This window comes from Dyella sp. PARNA 12/25 (assembly GCF_055702865.1).
Window position 1 is genome coordinate 256,030 of record NZ_JBVQCI010000003.1, and the last position, 18,308, is coordinate 274,337.

Annotated in this window: 15 protein-coding genes; 6 read left to right on the forward strand and 9 right to left on the reverse strand. The window is 61.4% G+C overall.

The window, feature by feature from the left end; all coding sequences use genetic code 11:
• Positions 1-67 precede the first annotated feature (67 nt).
• The gene (locus AC0GUR_RS08930; protein ID WP_472877105.1) at positions 68-751 is read right to left on the reverse strand and encodes an aspartyl/asparaginyl beta-hydroxylase domain-containing protein; all 684 of its coding nucleotides are present in this window, start codon (positions 749-751) and stop codon (positions 68-70) included.
• Positions 752-1,003: 252 nt separating this feature from the next.
• On the opposite strand from AC0GUR_RS08930, the gene AC0GUR_RS08935 reads away from it, so the two are divergent.
• From AC0GUR_RS08935 to AC0GUR_RS08945, 3 genes are all read left to right on the forward strand, one after another.
• Complete coding sequence (locus tag AC0GUR_RS08935; RefSeq protein WP_472877106.1) at positions 1,004-1,261, forward strand: hypothetical protein; 258 nt, start codon at positions 1,004-1,006, stop codon at positions 1,259-1,261.
• A gap of 414 nt (positions 1,262-1,675) precedes the next feature.
• On the forward strand, positions 1,676-2,461 hold the full coding sequence (locus tag AC0GUR_RS08940; protein ID WP_472877107.1) for a hypothetical protein: 786 nt from the start codon (positions 1,676-1,678) through the stop codon (positions 2,459-2,461).
• Positions 2,462-2,533: 72 nt separating this feature from the next.
• On the forward strand, positions 2,534-3,370 hold the full coding sequence (locus tag AC0GUR_RS08945) for a transporter (protein WP_472877108.1): 837 nt from the start codon (positions 2,534-2,536) through the stop codon (positions 3,368-3,370).
• 191 nt (positions 3,371-3,561) lie between these two features.
• Here AC0GUR_RS08945 and ahpF read toward each other — a convergent pair whose 3' ends face one another.
• Both ahpF and ahpC read right to left on the reverse strand, forming a co-directional pair.
• A complete protein-coding gene (ahpF, locus tag AC0GUR_RS08950) occupies positions 3,562-5,151 on the reverse strand; it encodes an alkyl hydroperoxide reductase subunit F (RefSeq protein ID WP_472877109.1) in 1,590 nt (529 codons plus the stop codon).
• A gap of 149 nt (positions 5,152-5,300) precedes the next feature.
• Positions 5,301-5,864, reverse strand: a complete 564-nt coding sequence (gene ahpC, locus AC0GUR_RS08955; RefSeq protein ID WP_472877110.1) for an alkyl hydroperoxide reductase subunit C — start codon at positions 5,862-5,864, stop codon at positions 5,301-5,303.
• Between the two features lie 555 nt (positions 5,865-6,419).
• Between ahpC and AC0GUR_RS08960 the strand changes: the two genes are divergently transcribed.
• The 3 genes from AC0GUR_RS08960 (at position 6,420) to AC0GUR_RS08970 (ending at position 9,460) form a co-directional block, all read left to right on the forward strand.
• Complete coding sequence (locus tag AC0GUR_RS08960; protein ID WP_472877111.1) at positions 6,420-7,196, forward strand: ferredoxin--NADP reductase; 777 nt, start codon at positions 6,420-6,422, stop codon at positions 7,194-7,196.
• Positions 7,197-7,294: 98 nt separating this feature from the next.
• The gene (ispC, locus tag AC0GUR_RS08965) at positions 7,295-8,509 is read left to right on the forward strand and encodes a 1-deoxy-D-xylulose-5-phosphate reductoisomerase (RefSeq protein WP_472877112.1); all 1,215 of its coding nucleotides are present in this window, start codon (positions 7,295-7,297) and stop codon (positions 8,507-8,509) included.
• Between the two features lie 12 nt (positions 8,510-8,521).
• Positions 8,522-9,460 (forward strand): polyprenyl synthetase family protein, encoded by a 939-nt coding sequence (locus AC0GUR_RS08970; protein WP_472877113.1) that lies wholly within the window; start codon positions 8,522-8,524, stop codon positions 9,458-9,460.
• 41 nt (positions 9,461-9,501) lie between these two features.
• Here AC0GUR_RS08970 and AC0GUR_RS08975 read toward each other — a convergent pair whose 3' ends face one another.
• The 6 genes from AC0GUR_RS08975 to AC0GUR_RS09000 all read right to left on the reverse strand — a co-directional run bounded on the left by AC0GUR_RS08975 (position 9,502) and on the right by AC0GUR_RS09000 (position 18,199).
• A complete protein-coding gene (locus AC0GUR_RS08975) occupies positions 9,502-11,157 on the reverse strand; it encodes a copper resistance D family protein (protein WP_472877114.1) in 1,656 nt (551 codons plus the stop codon).
• Between the two features lie 58 nt (positions 11,158-11,215).
• Positions 11,216-11,584, reverse strand: a complete 369-nt coding sequence (locus AC0GUR_RS08980; protein WP_472877115.1) for a copper resistance CopC family protein — start codon at positions 11,582-11,584, stop codon at positions 11,216-11,218.
• Positions 11,585-11,612: 28 nt separating this feature from the next.
• The gene (locus AC0GUR_RS08985) at positions 11,613-14,225 is read right to left on the reverse strand and encodes an MMPL family transporter (protein WP_472877116.1); all 2,613 of its coding nucleotides are present in this window, start codon (positions 14,223-14,225) and stop codon (positions 11,613-11,615) included.
• 76 nt (positions 14,226-14,301) lie between these two features.
• Complete coding sequence (locus AC0GUR_RS08990; RefSeq protein WP_472877117.1) at positions 14,302-15,039, reverse strand: phosphorylase family protein; 738 nt, start codon at positions 15,037-15,039, stop codon at positions 14,302-14,304.
• The gene (gene shc, locus AC0GUR_RS08995) at positions 15,036-17,042 is read right to left on the reverse strand and encodes a squalene--hopene cyclase (protein ID WP_472877118.1); all 2,007 of its coding nucleotides are present in this window, start codon (positions 17,040-17,042) and stop codon (positions 15,036-15,038) included. Before shc ends, AC0GUR_RS08990 begins: the two co-directional genes overlap by 4 nt.
• Positions 17,039-18,199, reverse strand: a complete 1,161-nt coding sequence (locus tag AC0GUR_RS09000; RefSeq protein WP_472877119.1) for a phytoene/squalene synthase family protein — start codon at positions 18,197-18,199, stop codon at positions 17,039-17,041. Before AC0GUR_RS09000 ends, shc begins: the two co-directional genes overlap by 4 nt.
• Positions 18,200-18,308 lie beyond the last annotated feature (109 nt).

Below are 18,308 nucleotides of genomic sequence, written 5' to 3' on the forward strand. Positions count from 1 at the left end.
CTTCCAGCGTTGCTTCGTACTGCAAAGTGTCTCGCCGGCGCGGCCGATAGGCGGCCGGCGAGACCATTCAGGCAAACCCGCGCCAACGTGCCACCATGCCCACGCCCGCTGTGATTGCGCGTGATAACAGGCGCAGATCCAGCGGCATTTCGGCGCGGCGCACATCCAGCAGCAGTGCGATGCGCGTCTGCTCGCTGCGATTCCACACCTCGTGCGGGTAGGTGTCATCCCACAGCAAATGCTCACCATTCGCCAGGCGATATTCGTCACCGGCCAGCCACAGCACGGCGCCCGGTTGGCCATCGCCATTGAGCGGGGCTTCGAGATTCAGTTGATAGCGCAGGATGCCTCGGAAGGGGCCGGTGTGTTTCGGGATGTGCTTGCCCGGTGCGAGGAAGGACAGGGTGGCTGACAGCACATCCGGCGACTCGGTGAGCAGTCTCATGAGTACGGGGCAGTTCGCTTGGTTCGAACCTATGTCCAGCCCGTAGACCCTGAGCAGAAACATCCGCCAGTCCTTGCCGTCGGTCGCCGAGATGGCCGCCTGAGCCGGCATGAGCTCGTGAAAGCGCGGCAGGCTCTGCGCGTCACGATAAATCGTCAGCGCTTCGCGACGAATGTCCTGCCAGGCGGCACGAAAGCGATAGCCGTTGGGGAAGTGGGTGTCGAGATCTAGCACGGGCGGCGTGCTGAGGCGGGCATCGTAGATCCGGCGAAGAGTCCGCGATGACAGCTCGTAGAGCGAATCCATATCCGGCGTTCCCTGGGTGCTCGGTGACGAGGGGCGTGGTGTCGCGAGGGCCGCTTCCTCGACCTGTGCAAGCCACGGTAGCGGCTGGGGCCTCCTCCACACGTGAACGCATGGCCATGTCCGGGGAGGACTCGGCTTTCCAACGCCTTTCTCTGAGAAATGTTGCCTTAGTGGCTGAAATTAAGTCGATTTTTTCTTGCTAATTTACGTGACGTCACTTAAAATAAGCGCCACTTCAACGGAGGATGCGCCATGGTTGACCCCCTCGATCCAGGCACCCTTGCTTTGCCGCTGAGCTTCAAGCGGTCGCGCGGCCGACCGCGCAAGCCCAATGCCTTGACGGCGGCTGAGCGCGCCCGGCGCTACCGCGCGAGAAAGAAGACTTTGTCCATGCATGTCGTGCCGCTTGCCGTGCACAACGGGGTGGTGCGCGAGCGCGATGCTGCGAAGGCGCAGGTCGCACTTCTGCGTGCTGAGTTGGAGCAGTTGTTGCGTCAGTTCTCCCGCTAAGTACGGGAGGGGTGGTCGACTAGGTCGTCATCGGGGCGGCTGGACGATGTTTCTCTTCCCGGCGGCGGCATGGCTGTCCATGCGGATACGTCCGCATGCGGTGATCACGTGTGACGGGCTGCCGGCGTGGCTGTGCCCGTTCAGAAAGTGAGATGACGTGTCAGTTTTGTGCAAGAAAACCACTCTCAAATTGCGACTTTTGTCGTGAAAAGAGGCGTTTTCTAACCGGCACCTGAAGTGACTGCCGGCGCTGCCTGAACAAGTGCCCCAAACCCCTTCACACAAACCGTGTGTTCCAAGAATATTCGGCGCCGAGGCCGCGACATGGTGCATGCGCGGTGGATGCGGAGATCATCTGTCATGCCCTTGGGCACCTCAACAGGAGTGTTTCTTTCCTTCTAACTGGGGTGAATCATGAAAAGGCATCTGCTCGCGCTCTCCGTACTCAGTGCAGTCCTTGGTTTTGGTAGTTCAGTTGCCTTTGCCGTCGACGCGCCGGCCACATCGGATGGTGCTCAGGACGCAAGCAAGCTCACTCAGTCGTACACCGCATTTGCCGGGTCGAGCAGTAACGCGCAGGCATTGGTGAATGGGTTGCGCAATGGCACCCCTGTTGTGCTGGTCACTCCTGCAACGGCAACCAGCCCCGCCGTGCAAACCACCTTCACGCCGGACACCGGCAAGATGGGCTACGGCAACGTCAATATCGCGTTGGCGCTGGCGCAGGCGGACCTGGTCAAGGCGGGTATCGCGAACCCCACGGCGGCGCAGATCGAGGCGGCGTTGAATGGCGGCACGTTGACCGGTGGTCATGGCACAGTGCAGTTGCCCGGCGTGCTGGCCCTGCGTGACAAGCACGAAGGCTGGGGCAGTGTTGCTAAGGCGCTCGGTGTGAAACTTGGCGATGTTGAGCATGCGGCCAAGGCGAATGGTCCTGTGCCGGATCGCGACGATGTCGCTCATGCCGACAAGGACGCCAAGGCGGATAAGGACGCCAGGGCTGACAAGGACGCCAAGGCGGACAAGGACGCCAAGGCGGACAAGGACGCCAAGGCGGACAAGGACGCCAAGGCGGACAAGCTCGCCAAGGCGGACAAGGTGGCTGACATCAGCCATCCCGATAAAGTCGATCGCCCTGAAAAAGCGGATCGCCCGGAAAAGCCGGAGCGGCCCGATAAGCCCGAACACGGCGGCCGCTGATTCTTTCCGAAAAACCTCGATCGAGAGGCTCCTCGTGAGCCTCTCGCGTTTTGTTATACCCAAGGAATTTTCATGAGTTTGAAGAACACGGGCACGCTGTGTGCCATGGGTGTGTTTGGCCTGATGGCACAGGCGGCCCATGCGGATGACAGTTCGGTCATCAAGGTTGGCGCGGGCGTCGACTACACCACCGGCAAGTACGGCACGTCGACCACCACAGATATCACGGAAGTGCCGGTGACGTTCGGTTACGACGTCGGCGACTGGTCGTTCAAGCTGGATGTGCCGTATATCCACGTGACCGGTGCCGATAACGTGATTCCTGGCGTGGGTCCGGTAGACAACACGAACCCGAAGAAGCGCGGCCACAACAAGCACCAACCGGTAACGCCGGTGCCCACTCCGGTGACACCGACCACTGGCTCTGCCTCCGGCCTTGGCGACATCGTTGCTGCTGCGACGTATGAGGCGTACAGCAATAAGGCTGCGAACTTCGGCATTGATCTCACCGGCAAGATCAAGTTTGGTACGGCGAGCGCAGACGAGGGTCTCGGTACCGGCAAGAACGACTACAGTTTCAATGTCGACCTGTACAAGGGTTTCGGCGCATGGACGCTATTCGGTGGCGTGGGCTACACCTGGCTCGGCAGTTCGCAGTACGTCCGTTTGAATGACGTTTTCACCGCCAACGTCGGCGCGAGCTACAAGATCGATCGCCAGAGCACCATTGGTGCCTATTACGACTACCGCGAAAAGGCCTCAAGCACCAGCTTCGCACGCAATGAGCTGACGGGTTACTACTCGTACAAGTTCGCCAGCGCGTGGAAGGCCCAAGCCTATGTCACCAAGGGCTTTACGGATGGCAGCCCCGACTGGGGTGTTGGCGCCCACGTGGTGTACTCGTTCTAAAAGTCGCCAACGAAATAATAGAACGCCGCAGACCAGCCCCGGTCGTGTTCGTCATCCCCGCTTTCGTGGGGATGACGATGTCGCGAGTTGCCATGCCTCAGGGGTGTCGTTGGCGAATCTAGAATTCGCGCGCAAAAAAAGTCGGCAACCGCGATGGTTGCCGACTTGAGTTTGCACAAGGTCGCGGGTGATCAGGCGACGGCTGTTTGTTTCGCCGTTTCTTCAACAGGCAGGCGGATCAGGTAATCGAAGGCGCTCAACGATGCCTTGGAGCCTTCGCCCATGGCAATGACGATCTGCTTGTAAGGCACCGTGGTGACATCGCCTGCGGCGAACACGCCCGGTACCGAAGTCTCGCCGCGTGCATCCACTTCAATCTCGTGTCGCGGCGACAGCTTGATCGTGCCCTTCAGCCATTCTGTGTTGGGCAGCAAACCAATCTGCACGAACACGCCTTCCAGTACCACATGGCGAGCCTCGCCGCTGCTGCGGTCGGTGTAGTTCAGGCCGGTGACCTTCTGGCCATCACCAACCACCTCGGTGGTCTGCGCGCTGACGATCACGTCTACATTCGGCAAGCTGCGCAGCTTGCGTTGCAGCACTTCATCCGCACGCAACTTGCTGTCGAATTCGAGCAGGGTGACGTGGCCCACGATGCCGGCCAGATCGATCGCTGCCTCAACGCCGGAGTTGCCGCCGCCGATCACCGCCACGCGCTTGCCCTTGAACAGCGGGCCATCGCAGTGAGGGCAATAGGTGACGCCCTTGTTGCGGTACTCCTGCTCACCCGGCACGTTCATGTTGCGCCAGCGCGCACCAGTGGAAAGAATCACCGTCTTGGCTTTCAGCGTGGCGCCATTGGCCAGGCGCACTTCATGCAGGCCACCTTCAGTAGTAGCTGGAATTAGCTGCTCGGCGCGCTGCAGGTTCATCACATCCACGTCGTATTCGTGTACGTGCTGCTCCAGTGCGGCGGCCAGCTTCGGGCCTTCCGTATACGTCACGGAAATAAAGTTTTCGATGGCCATGGTGTCGAGCACCTGGCCGCCGAAACGCTCGGCTGCCACGCCGGTGCGGATGCCCTTGCGAGCGGCGTAGATGGCCGCTGCCGCGCCGGCGGGGCCGCCGCCGACCACGAGCACATCAAATGGCGCCTTGGTCTTCAGCTTTTCGACGGCGCGTTCGCTGGCGTTGATGTCCAGGCGACCGGCGATCTGCTCAATGGACATGCGGCCGGTATCGAAGAACTCACCGTTGAGATACACCGTGGGCACGGCCATCACCTGGCGCTTGTTTACTTCGTCCTGGAACAGCGCGCCGTCAATCGCCACATGCTTGATGTTGGGATTGAGCACGCTCATCAAGTTCAGCGCCTGCACCGTATCCGGGCAGCTGTGGCAGCTAAGCGACATGAAGGTCTCGAAGCGGTATTCGCCGTCGAGGTTGCGCACCTGATCGATGACTTCCTGCGTCGCCTTGGAGGGGTGGCCGCCCACTTGCAGTAACGCCAGCACCAGCGAGGTGAATTCGTGACCCAGCGGGATGCCGGCGAAGCGCACGCTGACGTCGGTGCCAAGGCGATTGATCGCGAACGACGGTTTGCGCGCGTCGTTGCCATCGAGACGCAGCGATACCTTGTCCGACAGCGAGGCGATGTCTTCCAGCAGGCCTTTCAGTTCCTGCGACGAATCCTGGTTATCGAGGGAGGCCAGGAGCTCGATCGGGTGTACCACCTTTTCGAGGTAGGCCTGCAACTGGGTCTTCAGATCGGCATCCAACATGGTGACTCCATCGTTTCTTTTGGGTGTGCGCTATCAGCACCCGGCATGCCGGGCGTTGCGCGCCTTGGTCTTCGGAAAACGGACCCGGCGGTCGCCGGGTCCTGAGGCAACCCGATGCAGCGGGTTGCAAGTACAGGTAAAGCAGTGACTTAGATCTTGCCAACCAGGTCGAGCGACGGCTTCAGGGTCTTCTCGCCTTCCTTCCACTTGGCCGGGCACACTTCGCCCGGGTGGGAGGCAACGTACTGCGCGGCCTTCACCTTGCGCAGCAGCTCGGAAGCGTCGCGGCCGATGCCGTTGTCGTGGATCTCGCACAGCTTGATCTGGCCTTCCGGATTGATCAGGAACGTGCCGCGCAGCGCCAGGCCTTCTTCTTCGATCATCACGTCGAAGTTACGGGTGATGGCGCCGGTCGGGTCGCCGATCATCGTGTACTTGACCTTCTTGATCGCGTCGGAGGTGTCGTGCCAGGCCTTGTGGGCGAAATGGGTGTCGGTCGAGACCGAGTAGATTTCCACGCCCAGCTTCTGGAACTGGTCGTAGTAATCGGCCAGGTCTTCCAGCTCCGTCGGGCACACGAAGGTGAAGTCGGCGGGGTAGAACACCACCACGGACCACTTGCCCTTCAGCGACGCATCGGTCACTTCGACAAACTGGCCATTCTTGAGAGCCTGGGCCTTGAACGGTTTGATTTCGGTATTGATCAACGACATCGTTGTTTTTCCGTTGGTTGTGGTTGGTGAAACGAAAGATTACGGGTTTTGTGACGATTGATCCAATTGATTGTTAAGATGACCGTCATTGGTATTGGCTATGGCAAACGTCCTGCGACGCCGAGCGGGGCGGCCGCCCTGGTATCGCAATAAGCGTTGTGACGCGGTGACCACGTAGGGTCGTCCGCGGCGCGTCATGGGGCGGTGATTTTGGCGTAAGTCGAAGAGGCGGGGTTTGATCTGTCGTGCATCCTGTTCGTCAGGTGCCTGGCGCGTTTTCCTTGCACGGAAATCCCTGAGGCTTGGCGTGAGCGGGGTGCGCCGAGGGCCGCTCAATGTTCGCTAATTCGTGGCGTCCGCTAGCAAGCGTGACGTGACGTCGGTGTGATCGCATGCATGCCTGCGCTCGCAGGGCGATGGATTGACTTCGACCAGCCGGAACTTGTACCAAGGCAGCAACAGTTGTGCGTCTGACAGTGGGCCAGGTCGTGCCTGCTCCGGTGAGCGGGCAGGGTTGTACGCAAGACATCTCCTGACTTCGAAACGGTGGCGGCGATGGTGGCGTTGGCGACGGAGTACGTGATCGAGGTTCATCACTGGAACGATAGCCTTTTCAGCTTTCGCACCACGCGCGACCCTGGGTTTCGCTTCGATAGCGGGCACTTCGTGATGCTCGGCCTGGAAGTCGAAGGCAAGCCGATGCTGCGCGCCTATTCCATTGCGAGCGCCAGCTACGAAGAGCACTTGGAGTTCGTCAGCATCAAGGTGCCTGACGGCCCGCTGACCTCTCGACTGCAGCACCTCAAGCCTGGCGATCCCATCATCGTCAGCCGCAAGCCCACTGGCACACTGGTGCTCAATGACCTCAAACCCGGCAAGCATCTTTACCTGCTTGGTACCGGTACTGGCCTGGCACCGTTCCTGAGCATTGTGCGTGACCCGGAAACTTACGAGCGCTTCGATCGCATCGTGCTTGCTCATGGCGTGAGACGCATCAGTGATCTGGTCTTTGCACAGTATCTGGAGCACGAGCTCCCAAGGCACGAATACGTGGGCGAACTGGCGCGCCAAAAGCTGGTCTACTACCCCAGTGTTACTCGCGAACCGTTTCGTCATCGCGGCCGGCTTACCGATGCCATTGTGGATGGACAGATGAGTGAGCACGCCGGCCTGCCGCCGATGAATCCAGAAACAGATCGAGTGATGCTGTGCGGCAGTCCAGCCATGCTGGAGGATGCCTGCGCGTTGCTTGATGGCCGCGGCTTCCGGGCGTCACCGCGCACGCGCGAGCCGGGCGACTATGTGATTGAGCGCGCCTTTGTTGAAAGGTGAGCGCAGATGAATGGGTTTCTTCGAGAGCGTTTCAGGGACGGCTACGTGTCACCCAGCCTGGGTGGCGTCTCAAGGCATGTCCTTTGTGAGGTAGCGATATGAGCACACCCCGACAACGGCTCACCATTCTGGGATCCACTGGCTCCATCGGCACCAGTACGCTGGATGTAGTGGCTCGTCACCCTGATCGGTTCGCGGTGTTTGCACTGACGGCGCATCGCCGTGTCGATCGCTTGTTCGAACAATGCCTGGCTTTTCGACCCGCCTTGGCTGTGGTGGGTGCGGCAGCTGATGCCGCCGTGCTGCAACAGAAGTTGCGCGCCGCCCATCTTGCCACCGAGGTGGTCCACGGGCCTGCCGCGCTTTGCGATGCGGCGAGCAGCTCCCAGTGTGATTCCGTGGTTGCCGCTATCGTAGGGGCGGCAGGATTACCCTCATCGCTGGCGGCTGCAAAGGCCGGCAAGCGAGTCTTGTTGGCAAACAAGGAGGCGCTGGTGATGTCCGGCGCGTTGTTCATGCGTGCCGTTTCCGAGCACAGTGCCACCTTGTTGCCGCTGGACAGCGAGCACAATGCCATCTTCCAGTGCCTGGGTACCGGTCAGCGTGGCACCTTTGGTGTAGAGCGGTTGATTCTCACTGCATCGGGCGGGCCTTTCCTGCATCGTGAGCTGAGTACGCTTCACGATGTGACTCCCGATCAGGCTTGCGCACATCCCAACTGGGTGATGGGGCGCAAGATCTCTGTCGACTCGGCCACCATGATGAACAAGGGCCTTGAGGTGATCGAGGCTCGTTGGCTGTTCGATATGCCGGCTGAGCGCATCGAAGTGGTGATTCATCCGCAGAGCGTGATCCACTCCATGGTGGCTTATGCCGACCAGTCGGTGCTGGCTCAGCTGGGGAATCCCGATATGCGCACGCCGATTGCCCATGCGCTGGCCTACCCGGATCGCGTCGAATCTGGTGTGGCGCCGTTGAGCTTTCCCAAGATGACCGATCTCAGCTTTCACGAGCCCGATCTGGAGCGCTTTCCTTGCCTGCGGCTTGGGCTTGAAGTGTTGCGGAACGGCTGCGCGGCCAGTGTGACGCTGAATGCCGCCAATGAAGTGGCAGTGGATGCCTTCTTGCACGAACAGATTCGGTTCACCGATATCGCCAGGGTCGTGGAGCAGACGCTGCAGCGCTTGCCAGAGCTCACGGCACAGGCGCAGCTGGAAGATATCCTTGACGCGGATCAGCGTTCCCGCGCCACAGCATCACAATTTATTCGAGATCTGCCGAGCAGACAGGCCCAACCATACGCCATTCATTGAGTGGAGAGATTTGTGAGCGAAGTCGTCCAGCTGTGGCCCGAGTCGGCCACGCCCGCACCCGCCGTCGAATCGCTGGAACGGTGGATCCCGACTATTCTTCGGCGTACGGAACATGCGCTGGAGCGTTACCTCCCATCTGCCGAATGTTTGCCCGCCACGCTGCACGAAGCGATGCGCTACGCGACGCTTGGTGGCGGCAAGCGCTTGCGTGCACTGCTCTGTCACGCCGCCGGCGAGCTTGTCGAGGCGGACCCAGAATTGCTCGATGGCGCCGCGAGCGCGGTGGAGATGATTCACGCCTATTCGCTGGTACATGACGATTTGCCCGCGATGGACAACGACCTGTTGCGACGTGGTCAACCCACCGTGCACGTGCGCTACGGCGAGGCGGTGGCGATTCTGGTGGGGGATGGGCTGCAGGCTCAGGCCTTTGCCGTCATCGGCGACCTGCCTGCTACGCCATCGCAAAAAGTGGCATTACTGCAGGAGCTGGCTCGCGCGAGCAGCTCGCATGGGTTGGTAGGCGGTCAGGCGATCGATCTGGCCAGCGTCGGCGTGCCGTTGCCACGTGATGAGTTGGAGTGCATGCACCGCATGAAGACTGGCGCCTTGCTTCGTGCGGCAATTTTCATGGGGGCATCGTGCGGCGATTCGCCTCTGGGGCACGACGTGCATGCGGCGTTGGATGATTACCAGCGAGCGGTGGGGCTGGCGTTTCAAGTGGTAGATGACGTGCTCGATGTCACCACGGACGCGGCGACGCTTGGAAAAACACCAGGCAAGGATGCGCAGGATCACAAACCCACTTACGTGTCGCTGTTGGGGCTAGACGCATCACGAGAGTTGGCCGAGCAGCTTGGCGAACGCGCCTGCCATGCACTGGCACCGTTGGGTGAAAAGGCGGCCCATCTGCATGCGTTGGTGGATATGATCGTGCATCGCATTCGTTGAAGGTGGCGCCACGACGTTATATGGTCGTGGCACCTCATCGCTTAGGCCTCGCGATACCAGAGCAGGATGACGCCGATCAGCACAAAGCAGACCGGCCACACATAGCCGGCGACGCTGCCGTTGCGTCCCGGCAGGCGCAGCTCCAGCCAGCGCGCCCAGCCTGCGGTGACGCCCGCCAATGCCAGTGGTGTGTGCGTCAACTCGATCAGCAGCTGGTCCTTGACGTTGGAAATCTGGTGGCTGTGAGTGAGCAGCATCGCGCCGCCGGCGGCGACCAGCAACGGAAACACCAGTGCCGCGCTGCTGTTGCGCAATCGTCCCGTAATCACAGACCACTCAAAGGTGCCGAACAGGATGATCAGCAGCACGAAGAAGCGGTGTTGAGCCACTTCGACATCGCGCCACGCCACCCACCAGCCCTCCTGTCCCATGGGCCACACTTCCGGGTCGGAGCGAATCAACAGAAAGCCCGCCATCAGTAGAAATAGCACCGGCCAATGCCGGGCCCAGCCGACACCGCTGCGACTGAGAAGAGCCAGCAGGCCGATCAGCAGTACGAAGATGCCGGCCCAATGATGGTTGTATTCCGACCAGGCAATGTCCTCTGCATTGCGTGGCGGCAGCACGCCCGAGCCGGGTGTGGTCGCGGCCTGCGCTACCTGGTGGTTGCGCTCGGCGTCGCGGTCCAGTGAGGCTTGCAATTGCGAGATGGCCAGGGTGTCATGGTCGGGCGAGCTGAGTCGTGGCCACGCCGGTGCGTTACGCTCCGCAATCTCGTGCAGGCTCACCCGGTCGGTGCCCAGATCGATCGCTGGTGGCACCGAGGTGAGCGATGCAGCAGCAAAGAAAAGGGTAAAGCCGATGCCGATTTCCACCTCGGCGAAACGACGCATGCGCATGACCGGTGCATCACCTCCCTTGCGCAACTGCTCGGTGACCATCAGGTTGCCCAGGCCTAGCGTGAGCAGGCCGAGGAACATGGCGATCTTTGCGCCCACCATCACGCCATACGCCGTGCCATAGAAGCCGGACAGGCTGCCGATATAGAACACGCACATGGTGACGCCGGAGAGCAGAATGCACGCCACGCCGAGCATCGACATGCGTGAAAACCGTGCGCCGACCAGACGCAGGCTTTCACGATCCTCAAGGTGCCGGAGCACCAACACAAAGCTGGGAATGCCGCCAATCCAGATCGCAGCGCCGAACTGATGCAGGCCTTCAATCAGCATCAGCAAGGCGTTGTCATTGAGGCGGGCATACGCATGCGTGGTCACCGTGGCAGCGGCCAGCGTGACGAAGACGATCAGTAGCAGGGCAAATCGAGCGGGGCCATGGGCCAGTATTTGTCCTCGCAAGCTCACGGCAATCAACAGCGCGCAAAGCATCTTGACGCTGCCCGACAGGGCAAACGACGCGTGCATCACATTGGTCAGCGGCAGATCGACGGTCGCCATCAACACCGACACTTGCAGTGCCGTCGTGGTCAACTCGGTCACCAGTAAACCAATCGCGCTCCAGCGCGTGAGCCACTGCACACGCTGCACCAGGGTATCGCCTTGTATCAGTTTGGGCGCAAGCGGATGGAGCAAGCCTGTCAGGAACAGCAGGCCGCCAAGCATCATGGATTGGGAGACGATGACCAGGCCGTGCAGGATGACGCTGAGATATCCAAAGATGTCGATAAGTAGTGCCACGGAACCCCCGGTGGTCAGCAGTGGCGATCCATCTGGTAGGTAGCGAAGGACGTCACGCCTAGGGCGCGGTGACGGTGAACGGCAGATCGCCTCGCGTGATATGCCCGTCCAGTGCCAGTGCCTGCCAGTGGATGACGTAACTGCCGGGTTTGAGTTCGGCCTCACTGTCCAGTTCGTTGGGCTTTTGCGTGTCGCTGACGATGTGTAGCGGTGTTTCGCGGTGGTCCGGCCCGATCAGCACCAGCTTGGAGCGCTCCTGGTCGATCTTGCTGTTGTACTTGAGTATCAGGGCGGCGTGCCCCGCGGGCAGGCTGCCTTTGGCCTTGGGGGTGCTGTCCAGCAAGATGGCGTGAGCGCTTACGCCCAGGCTGGTCAGGGTGACGGTGGTGGAGAAAGCGAGCATCGCGAAACGGCGGGAAGAACGCATGAACGGCTCCGGCAGCGTGGCGGCTGAATCAGTGTGAATGTTGGTTCGCGTCGCAAGGTCCCGTGGCGTACAGCGCAGCCGGCAGAAACGCGAAGGTGGAAAGCAGTACCGCAAACAGGCTCAGCAGCAACACCGTGCCCATGCTGGCTGTACCGGGATGGCGCGCGATAGCCAGGCTGCCAAATGCCGTGCCGGTGGTCAGTGCCGAAAACAGGATGGCGCGGGCAGTGGGCGAGCCGAGAAATTGATGCATGCCATGGCGCCAGTTCATCACGAAGTACACGTTGAACGACACGCCGACGCCGAGCAGCAGGGGCAGGGCGATGATGTTGGCAAAATTGATGGCAATGCCAAGTGCTCGCGCCAGCAGGGCGGTGAGCAGTGCCGACATCAGCAGCGTGGCCAGCACCAGTCCGGCATCCTGCAGGCGTCGCAGTACCAGCAGCAACACGATGGCGATGGCGATGGTTGCGTAGATCGCCGCCTCGCGAAAGGCGTCCAGGATGGTGTCGGCTGCCTTGATGGTGTCCACCGCGGAGCCGGCAGCGTCGGGCGCTATCTGTTGCACCACTTGCACGAACCGGCGCAAGCCTGCCGTGTTCTGCGCTTTGGTAGTGGGGGTGACCTGCACCCGCACGCGCCCGTCAGGGGCGAACCAATCGCGTTTCAGTTCCTCCGGCAGGCTCTGCATGGTGATGGTTTCGGCGGACAGCGAATCGCCGAGCTGGTTGAGCGTATAGGGCAGGAACTCGGTAAGCGCCTTGTTGGCCGTTGCCATCTGCTGGTCGGAGCCTTGCGCCAGCCGTGTCAGCGCCTTGCCGATGCGTCGCAGTGGCGAGTTGGCGGCCAGTTTGTCGGAAACACTGGCAATACCCTCGGCGGTGTCTTTGGCAGCCTCGCGCATCTCGGCGTAGCTAGGCGCAGGCGCTTTTTCGCCGGGATTGAGCACGGCGTACATCAGGTCGGAGGCCTGCTGGATCTGCTCAAGTTTGTCGGCCTGATCGACCGGCACGAAATCAACGCCAGAAATGACTTGTGCCACTTCGGGTAGTTTGCCCAGGCGGTCGCTGAGCTGTTTGGCGTCGTCAAGATGCTTGACCAGCACGTCCATGGTGAATGGATTGGTGTTGGGATCATCCATCAGTGATGCGAGCGTGCGCATCGCTTCGCTGTCGGCGCGTTTGGTATGCAGCGGATTAGCATCGAACGGAATGGTGATGGCGCCCCACAAGCCGACCAGGCCCAGCACGGCAAACACGATAAGTACACGTTTGCGATGCCGTTGCAGCCAGGTGTCCGCGGTAGCGCCGCCGGGGAGCGCGACCTCACTGTGGGCAGGGCTGCCGGCAAACACGTGGAGCAGGGCGGGCAGCACGGTCATGGTGCAGACCAGGGCAAGCAACATGCCCACGCCGGCAATGATGCCCAGCTCGGCAACGCCGGTGAAATCGGTGGGTGCGAAAGCAAGGAAGCCACATGCGGTGGCGAGTGCGGCGAGGCCGATCTGGCTGGCGACGCGCTCGGCGGTTTCATGCAGGGATTCGTCGAACGAGCGATCGCTGGACTGACGGGCACGCAAGCGCACGGCGAACTGGATACCGAAATCCACTGCGAGTCCGACAAACAGCACGGCGAACGCTACCGATACCAGGTTGAGTCGCCCCACGGCAAACGCTGCGAAACCCAGGGTGTAGATCAGGCCCACGATAAGGGTAATCACCACGGGAACGATTAGCCGCCACGAGCCCAGCGCTAGCACCAGCCAGAACACCAGCAGCACGCTACTGCCGATGGCGATAGGGCCGGCGCGATCGGTCAGTGAGGCGAACTCTTCGTCGGCCAGCGGCACCGAGCCGGTGTAGTTGATATGCACACGCCCCGAAGCCACTTCGGGCAATTGCGACGCCATGCGCAGCATGACTTCGGTGGCGGCGCGCCCGGGCTCCAGTGCGCTGTGGTCCAGTACCGGGTGCACAAGGATGAATTCTTGTCCGCCGCTGGCACGGACCAGCTCAGGCGTTAGCAGCGCCTGCCAGGAAAGCGGCGATGCATGACCGGCCACGGCGTCTTCCATGGTCTTGGCGACATTGCCAAGCGCGGCATCGTAAGAGGAAAGATCTTCCGCCATGCCGCGGCGTACACCTTCGACCATCAGGTCGATACCTTTGAACAAGCCGCGTGCCGAGGGGTCGGTGGCCAAAGGACCGAGAAGTGGTTGAGCCTGCAGCATGCTGTCCAGTGTGCTCGATAGCTCTTTCTGCGGCAGCAGCAACAGCCCTTGCCGGTTGAAGAACGGGCTGATGCCGGGCGTAACGGAAGAGCGGAAGTGCGTAGTGTCCGCAGCCACCTTCTGGTTTAACGCCTGCGCGACGATGCGCGCCTCTTCCGGCGTGGGTGCTCGCACCACGACAGTCAGCGTGTCGCTGAACTGTGGAAACAGGCGTGCAAAGGCCTGGCTCTGCTGCCGCCAGGGCAGCTTCTCCGAAAACAGGTGATCGGAATCAGTGTCGACGCTCAAGTGTTTGGTAGCGCCATACAGGCATAGAGCCACCAAGAGCGCGGCTATCGAGAGCACGACAAACCGGCGCCGGCCACTGCGATCAACCAACCAAACCAAGCCGTTGTGAATCGTTTTGAGCACGCCGCCGGGTCTCCTGGCTCTGGATGCGGCCGGCCGTACGCCAAGGCCTGGCCTGACTTCAAACGATGGGCTGAGGTTAGCAGGGCTGCGGCGGATCGCGTCCTAGTCCGGCGCCTGCCAGTTCGGCTGCTGCACGCAACGCGCGCGTGGCCTTGCCCATGCGAGATGCCAGCCCAGGTAGTCGCCCGAGCAGGGAAGGATGGCGCATGAGTAGGGTGGCTACGCGTAGTGGCATGGGACGCCCCCACGCATCAATACCCGATTGCAGTTCGGCGGGAATGTCATCGCCACGCTCATCAACAATGGCGCGTAGCACGACGAACGGCAATCGATGCTCGGTGGCGACGGCCGCCACGGCCGCACTCTCCATATCGACAGCAGCAGCAAGATGATGCTCGCGCATGGCTGCCTTGTCTCCAGCACTTAGTAGTGGTGATGGCAGGCTGAGCAAATGGCCTTCCATCAATATGGGCGAAGCAACGGATAGCAGGTGCTGGTGCAGAGACGCACGCCACGATGGTGTAGGCAAGTAGTCGCGGCCACGCTCATCGATAATGTACGAAGGGCAAAAGAGCGTTCCGCTGCGAAGGCCGGGTGCCAGCGCACCGGCGACGCCAAACGAGGCCAGTGCGGTGGCGCCCGCGGCAACGAGTCCCTCTGCCGCGTGCCTTGCCGCTTCCTGACCCATGCCACTCAGCCAGGCAAGATCACCATTGGGAAGAGTGATGGCCTGCCCGGTGCGTAAGGGCTTCCGCGAAAGTGCCTTTGCCTCGGCCGCGAGAGCGACCACGATGCCCACGGGGTGAGTGCTCACTGCTTGATCCGTGGCGATGTGGCGGATGTCAGTTGTCGATAGCGCGTCAGTGCCCATAGCGGAAAGTACGCGGTATAGCCGTGATACTTGAGAAAGAACACGCGCGGGAACCCCGGAGCGTTGAAGCTCGGGTGATACCAAAGCCCTTCTTCGCGCTCACCGTCATTCTGCTGGTCGTCCAGCAGCCACTGCACGCCACGTTGCGCCGCGTCGCTGGCATGCTCGCCAGCGGCAAACAACCCCAGTAGCGCCCATGCCGTGCTGTGGGCGGTGCTCACGCCCTGATTGGTGCCGCGCAGCGAGGCGTCGTAATAGCTGTCGTTGGTTTCGCCCCAGCCGCCATCGGTATGCTGTTTCGCGAGCAACCACTCCACCGATTTGCGTATCCAGGGCTGACGCATGTCTTCGTCGACCAGGGCCAGGCCGGCAAGCACGGACCACGTGCCGTAGATGTAATTCGTGCCCCAACGCCCCCAGAAGGAACCATCGGGCATTTGCGCCTGCCTGAGATACGTGACGCAGCGCCGAATCGCTTCGGCATCCTGCGGGCGCTTGAGTACGCCAAGGCCGGCCAGCACGCGTCCCGATACGTCCTCGGTGGGTGGGTCGAGCATGGCGCCGTGGTCGGCGAAGGGGATCTCGTTGATGTGGTAGTGCGTGTTGTTGCGATCGAAAGCAGCGAAGCCGCCGTTGTCCGACTGCATGCCGATAAGCCAGTCGGCCGCGCGCTCGATGCGTTCGCGATAGACGTTTTCCTGCGGCGTGCCGCGAACCGCAACATGCAGCAATCCGGCAATCACCGCCGTGTCGTCGAGGTCGGGAAAGTATGCATTGGCGTACTGGAACGCCCATCCACCCGGTGCAAGATCCGGTGCCTGTGTTGCCCAGTCACCCTGGAGATCCTGCTCCTGCAGCGGGGCCAGCCAATCCAGTGCGCGTGTCACCGCGGACTGGGTCGTCTCGTCCGGCGAGGCACGCAACAAAGCCATCGCCGCCCAACCGGTATCCCATACAGGGGACACGCAAGGCTGGCAGTACGCCGTGCCGTCCTCGCGATACACGATGAGTTTTTGCAGCGACTTCAGGCAGGTGGCGCGTGCGGCGTGATCCTTGGGATAGCCCAGCAGATCCATCGCCTCCAGTGCGTTCACCATGGGCGGGAAGATGGCGCCTAGACCATCCTCACCATTGAGGCGTGGCAAAAACCATTGCTCGGCCTTGCGCACGGCCCTGCGCCTGAGCGACGCGGGAATCAACGGGTCACAGGCGCGGCCGATCTTGTCCAGTACCAGAAACAATCGGCTGGTGAGATTGTGGGTGGCGAAGTAATGACGTTCTTGATCAGGTGGCGTGACGAACAGTTCGGGTATGGCTACACCGCGGGGGTTTCTGGCGCGCGCTTTCAGCGAGCAGAGAATGAATAGCGGCACCATGGTGCTGCGCGCCCAGTACGACACTTTGTCGAGATGGAATGGTGCCCACCGTGGAAACAACATGATCTCCACCGGCACATACGGCGCGGCGCGCCATGGCACCTGTTGGAACACGGCCAGAAGAATGCGCGTGAACACATTGCTTTTGGCTGCGCCACCGATGGCAAGAATGGCTTCGCGCGCGCGGCGCATGTGCGGAGTATCCGCATCGTCACCGGCAGCCTTGAGCGCGTAATAGGCCTTCACCGAACAAGAGACGTCGATGGGGCCGCCGTAATAAAGTGGCCAGCCGCCATGCGTGTCGAGGCATTGCTTGAGGCGAATGTAGCGCGCCAGTTTCTCTTGCAGCACTTCATCGATCTCGTCGAGGAAATGCATCATCAGGATGTATTCGGAGGAGATCGTGCAGTCCGTCTCGAACTCGAAGCACCAGTGGCCTTCGGGTTGCTGCCGCGCAAGCAATGCCTTGCGTGCGCGGTCGATAGCCCGGTCAAGCCGGCTGCGTTCGGGTTGCGATTGACGCGTGTCGGAGTGGGCGGCTTCGGCGATGGTGGCCGGCGTATCCGTCATAGCGAGCGGGCGTCTTTGGAATCGCGTCGTGACACCATGCCGTTGAGGTAGGACGCCCGACGCCACGGCCAGACGCGTGGTGCCACATGGGCGTTGTCCCACTCCGGCGCCAGCGGGGTCAGCGGCAATTTGCGCGCGGCAGCGCCGAACAGCCAGCGAACGGCCGGGTCGTACTTGTCGGTCAGCCGGGTCAGGCTGATGGTTTGCGCGACAGCAGCGCGCGAAACCTTGACCTGGGCGCCCGAGGAAAAGTCCAGCCGGTCCTGAAGATTGCGCAGGGTGAGCACGGCCAGGCTGATGCTCCACAGACAAAAGCGGCGGAAGCCGGCATGCCGTGCCGGTACGATCAAGGTGTATTCCACGGCGCGGCACAAGTGGGCGTGGGCCACGCCGATCAGTTCGATCATTGCGTTGGCGTAGCGTGCATCCTGCTTCCCGGCGTGCAGGTCGGTCAGTCGCGCGCCATGGCGGGAGAACACATCCTGCGGCAGCCAGCACACGCCATGGCTGCGATCTTCCCACTGGTCCTTCAGGATGTTGGTCATCTGCAGGCCCTGGCCAAACGAGACAGCCAGATGCATCAGCGTAGCGCGTTGCGATGCCAGTTCCGGTTCAAAGTCAATCAGCATGCGTGTCAGCATTTCGCCGACGACACCTGCTACGCAATAGCAGTAGCGATCCATGTCGCGCAACGTTTCGAGTCCGTGCAGGCCCACGATGCGCTGAAAGTCGTGCATGCCTTCCGTCATTACCTTGAGGCAATCGACGATGGCGGTGCGCTGGGTGGTGTTGAACGTGCGGGTAATTTCCAGCACGAGCGGCAACTGGGAGAGCAGGTCGCGCTCGCTTTCCGAGGTGGCGTTCGAAAATCGTGGAGAGAGATCGGCGGCGAAGCGGTGGGCGTCGGCGGCGCCCGTCACCGCATCGACAAACGCCCTTTCATAGACGCCTTTCTCCTCCGCGGAGAAAGTGGGTTCGTCTTCGATGGTGTCGGCAATGCGACAAAGCAGGTAGGCATTTGCGACGACGTCACGCAGTGCCGGCGGCAGCTGCGGGATGGTCAGTGCGAACGTTCGTGACACTTTAGGAAGAATGACTTCCTGGTAAGCGCTGGCCTTGCTCGGGGCGACCGCAGCGGCTTGTTTCACTTCGAACATTGGCTTGCCTCGGCCTTCTTATGTATTCACATACAGAGAAACGCGCGACATTGGCATGGTAGCACCCCGCTCCTCCAGGACGCAGCCATCTGAGCAGAGGAAATGTCTT

What these genes read in the sequence shown, in the direction of transcription:
- AC0GUR_RS08930 (WP_472877105.1), bottom strand. Translation starts at nt 751, where the DNA reads ATGGATTCGCTCTACGAGCTGTCATCGCGGACTCTTCGCCGGATCTAC.
- AC0GUR_RS08935 (WP_472877106.1), top strand. Translation starts at nt 1,004, where the DNA reads ATGGTTGACCCCCTCGATCCAGGCACCCTTGCTTTGCCGCTGAGCTTC.
- AC0GUR_RS08940 (WP_472877107.1), top strand. Translation starts at nt 1,676, where the DNA reads ATGAAAAGGCATCTGCTCGCGCTCTCCGTACTCAGTGCAGTCCTTGGT.
- AC0GUR_RS08945 (WP_472877108.1), top strand. Translation starts at nt 2,534, where the DNA reads ATGAGTTTGAAGAACACGGGCACGCTGTGTGCCATGGGTGTGTTTGGC.
- ahpF (WP_472877109.1), bottom strand. Translation starts at nt 5,151, where the DNA reads ATGTTGGATGCCGATCTGAAGACCCAGTTGCAGGCCTACCTCGAAAAG.
- ahpC (WP_472877110.1), bottom strand. Translation starts at nt 5,864, where the DNA reads ATGTCGTTGATCAATACCGAAATCAAACCGTTCAAGGCCCAGGCTCTC.
- AC0GUR_RS08960 (WP_472877111.1), top strand. Translation starts at nt 6,420, where the DNA reads ATGGTGGCGTTGGCGACGGAGTACGTGATCGAGGTTCATCACTGGAAC.
- ispC (WP_472877112.1), top strand. Translation starts at nt 7,295, where the DNA reads ATGAGCACACCCCGACAACGGCTCACCATTCTGGGATCCACTGGCTCC.
- AC0GUR_RS08980 (WP_472877115.1), bottom strand. Translation starts at nt 11,584, where the DNA reads ATGCGTTCTTCCCGCCGTTTCGCGATGCTCGCTTTCTCCACCACCGTC.
- shc (WP_472877118.1), bottom strand. Translation starts at nt 17,042, where the DNA reads ATGACGGATACGCCGGCCACCATCGCCGAAGCCGCCCACTCCGACACG.
- AC0GUR_RS09000 (WP_472877119.1), bottom strand. Translation starts at nt 18,199, where the DNA reads ATGTTCGAAGTGAAACAAGCCGCTGCGGTCGCCCCGAGCAAGGCCAGC.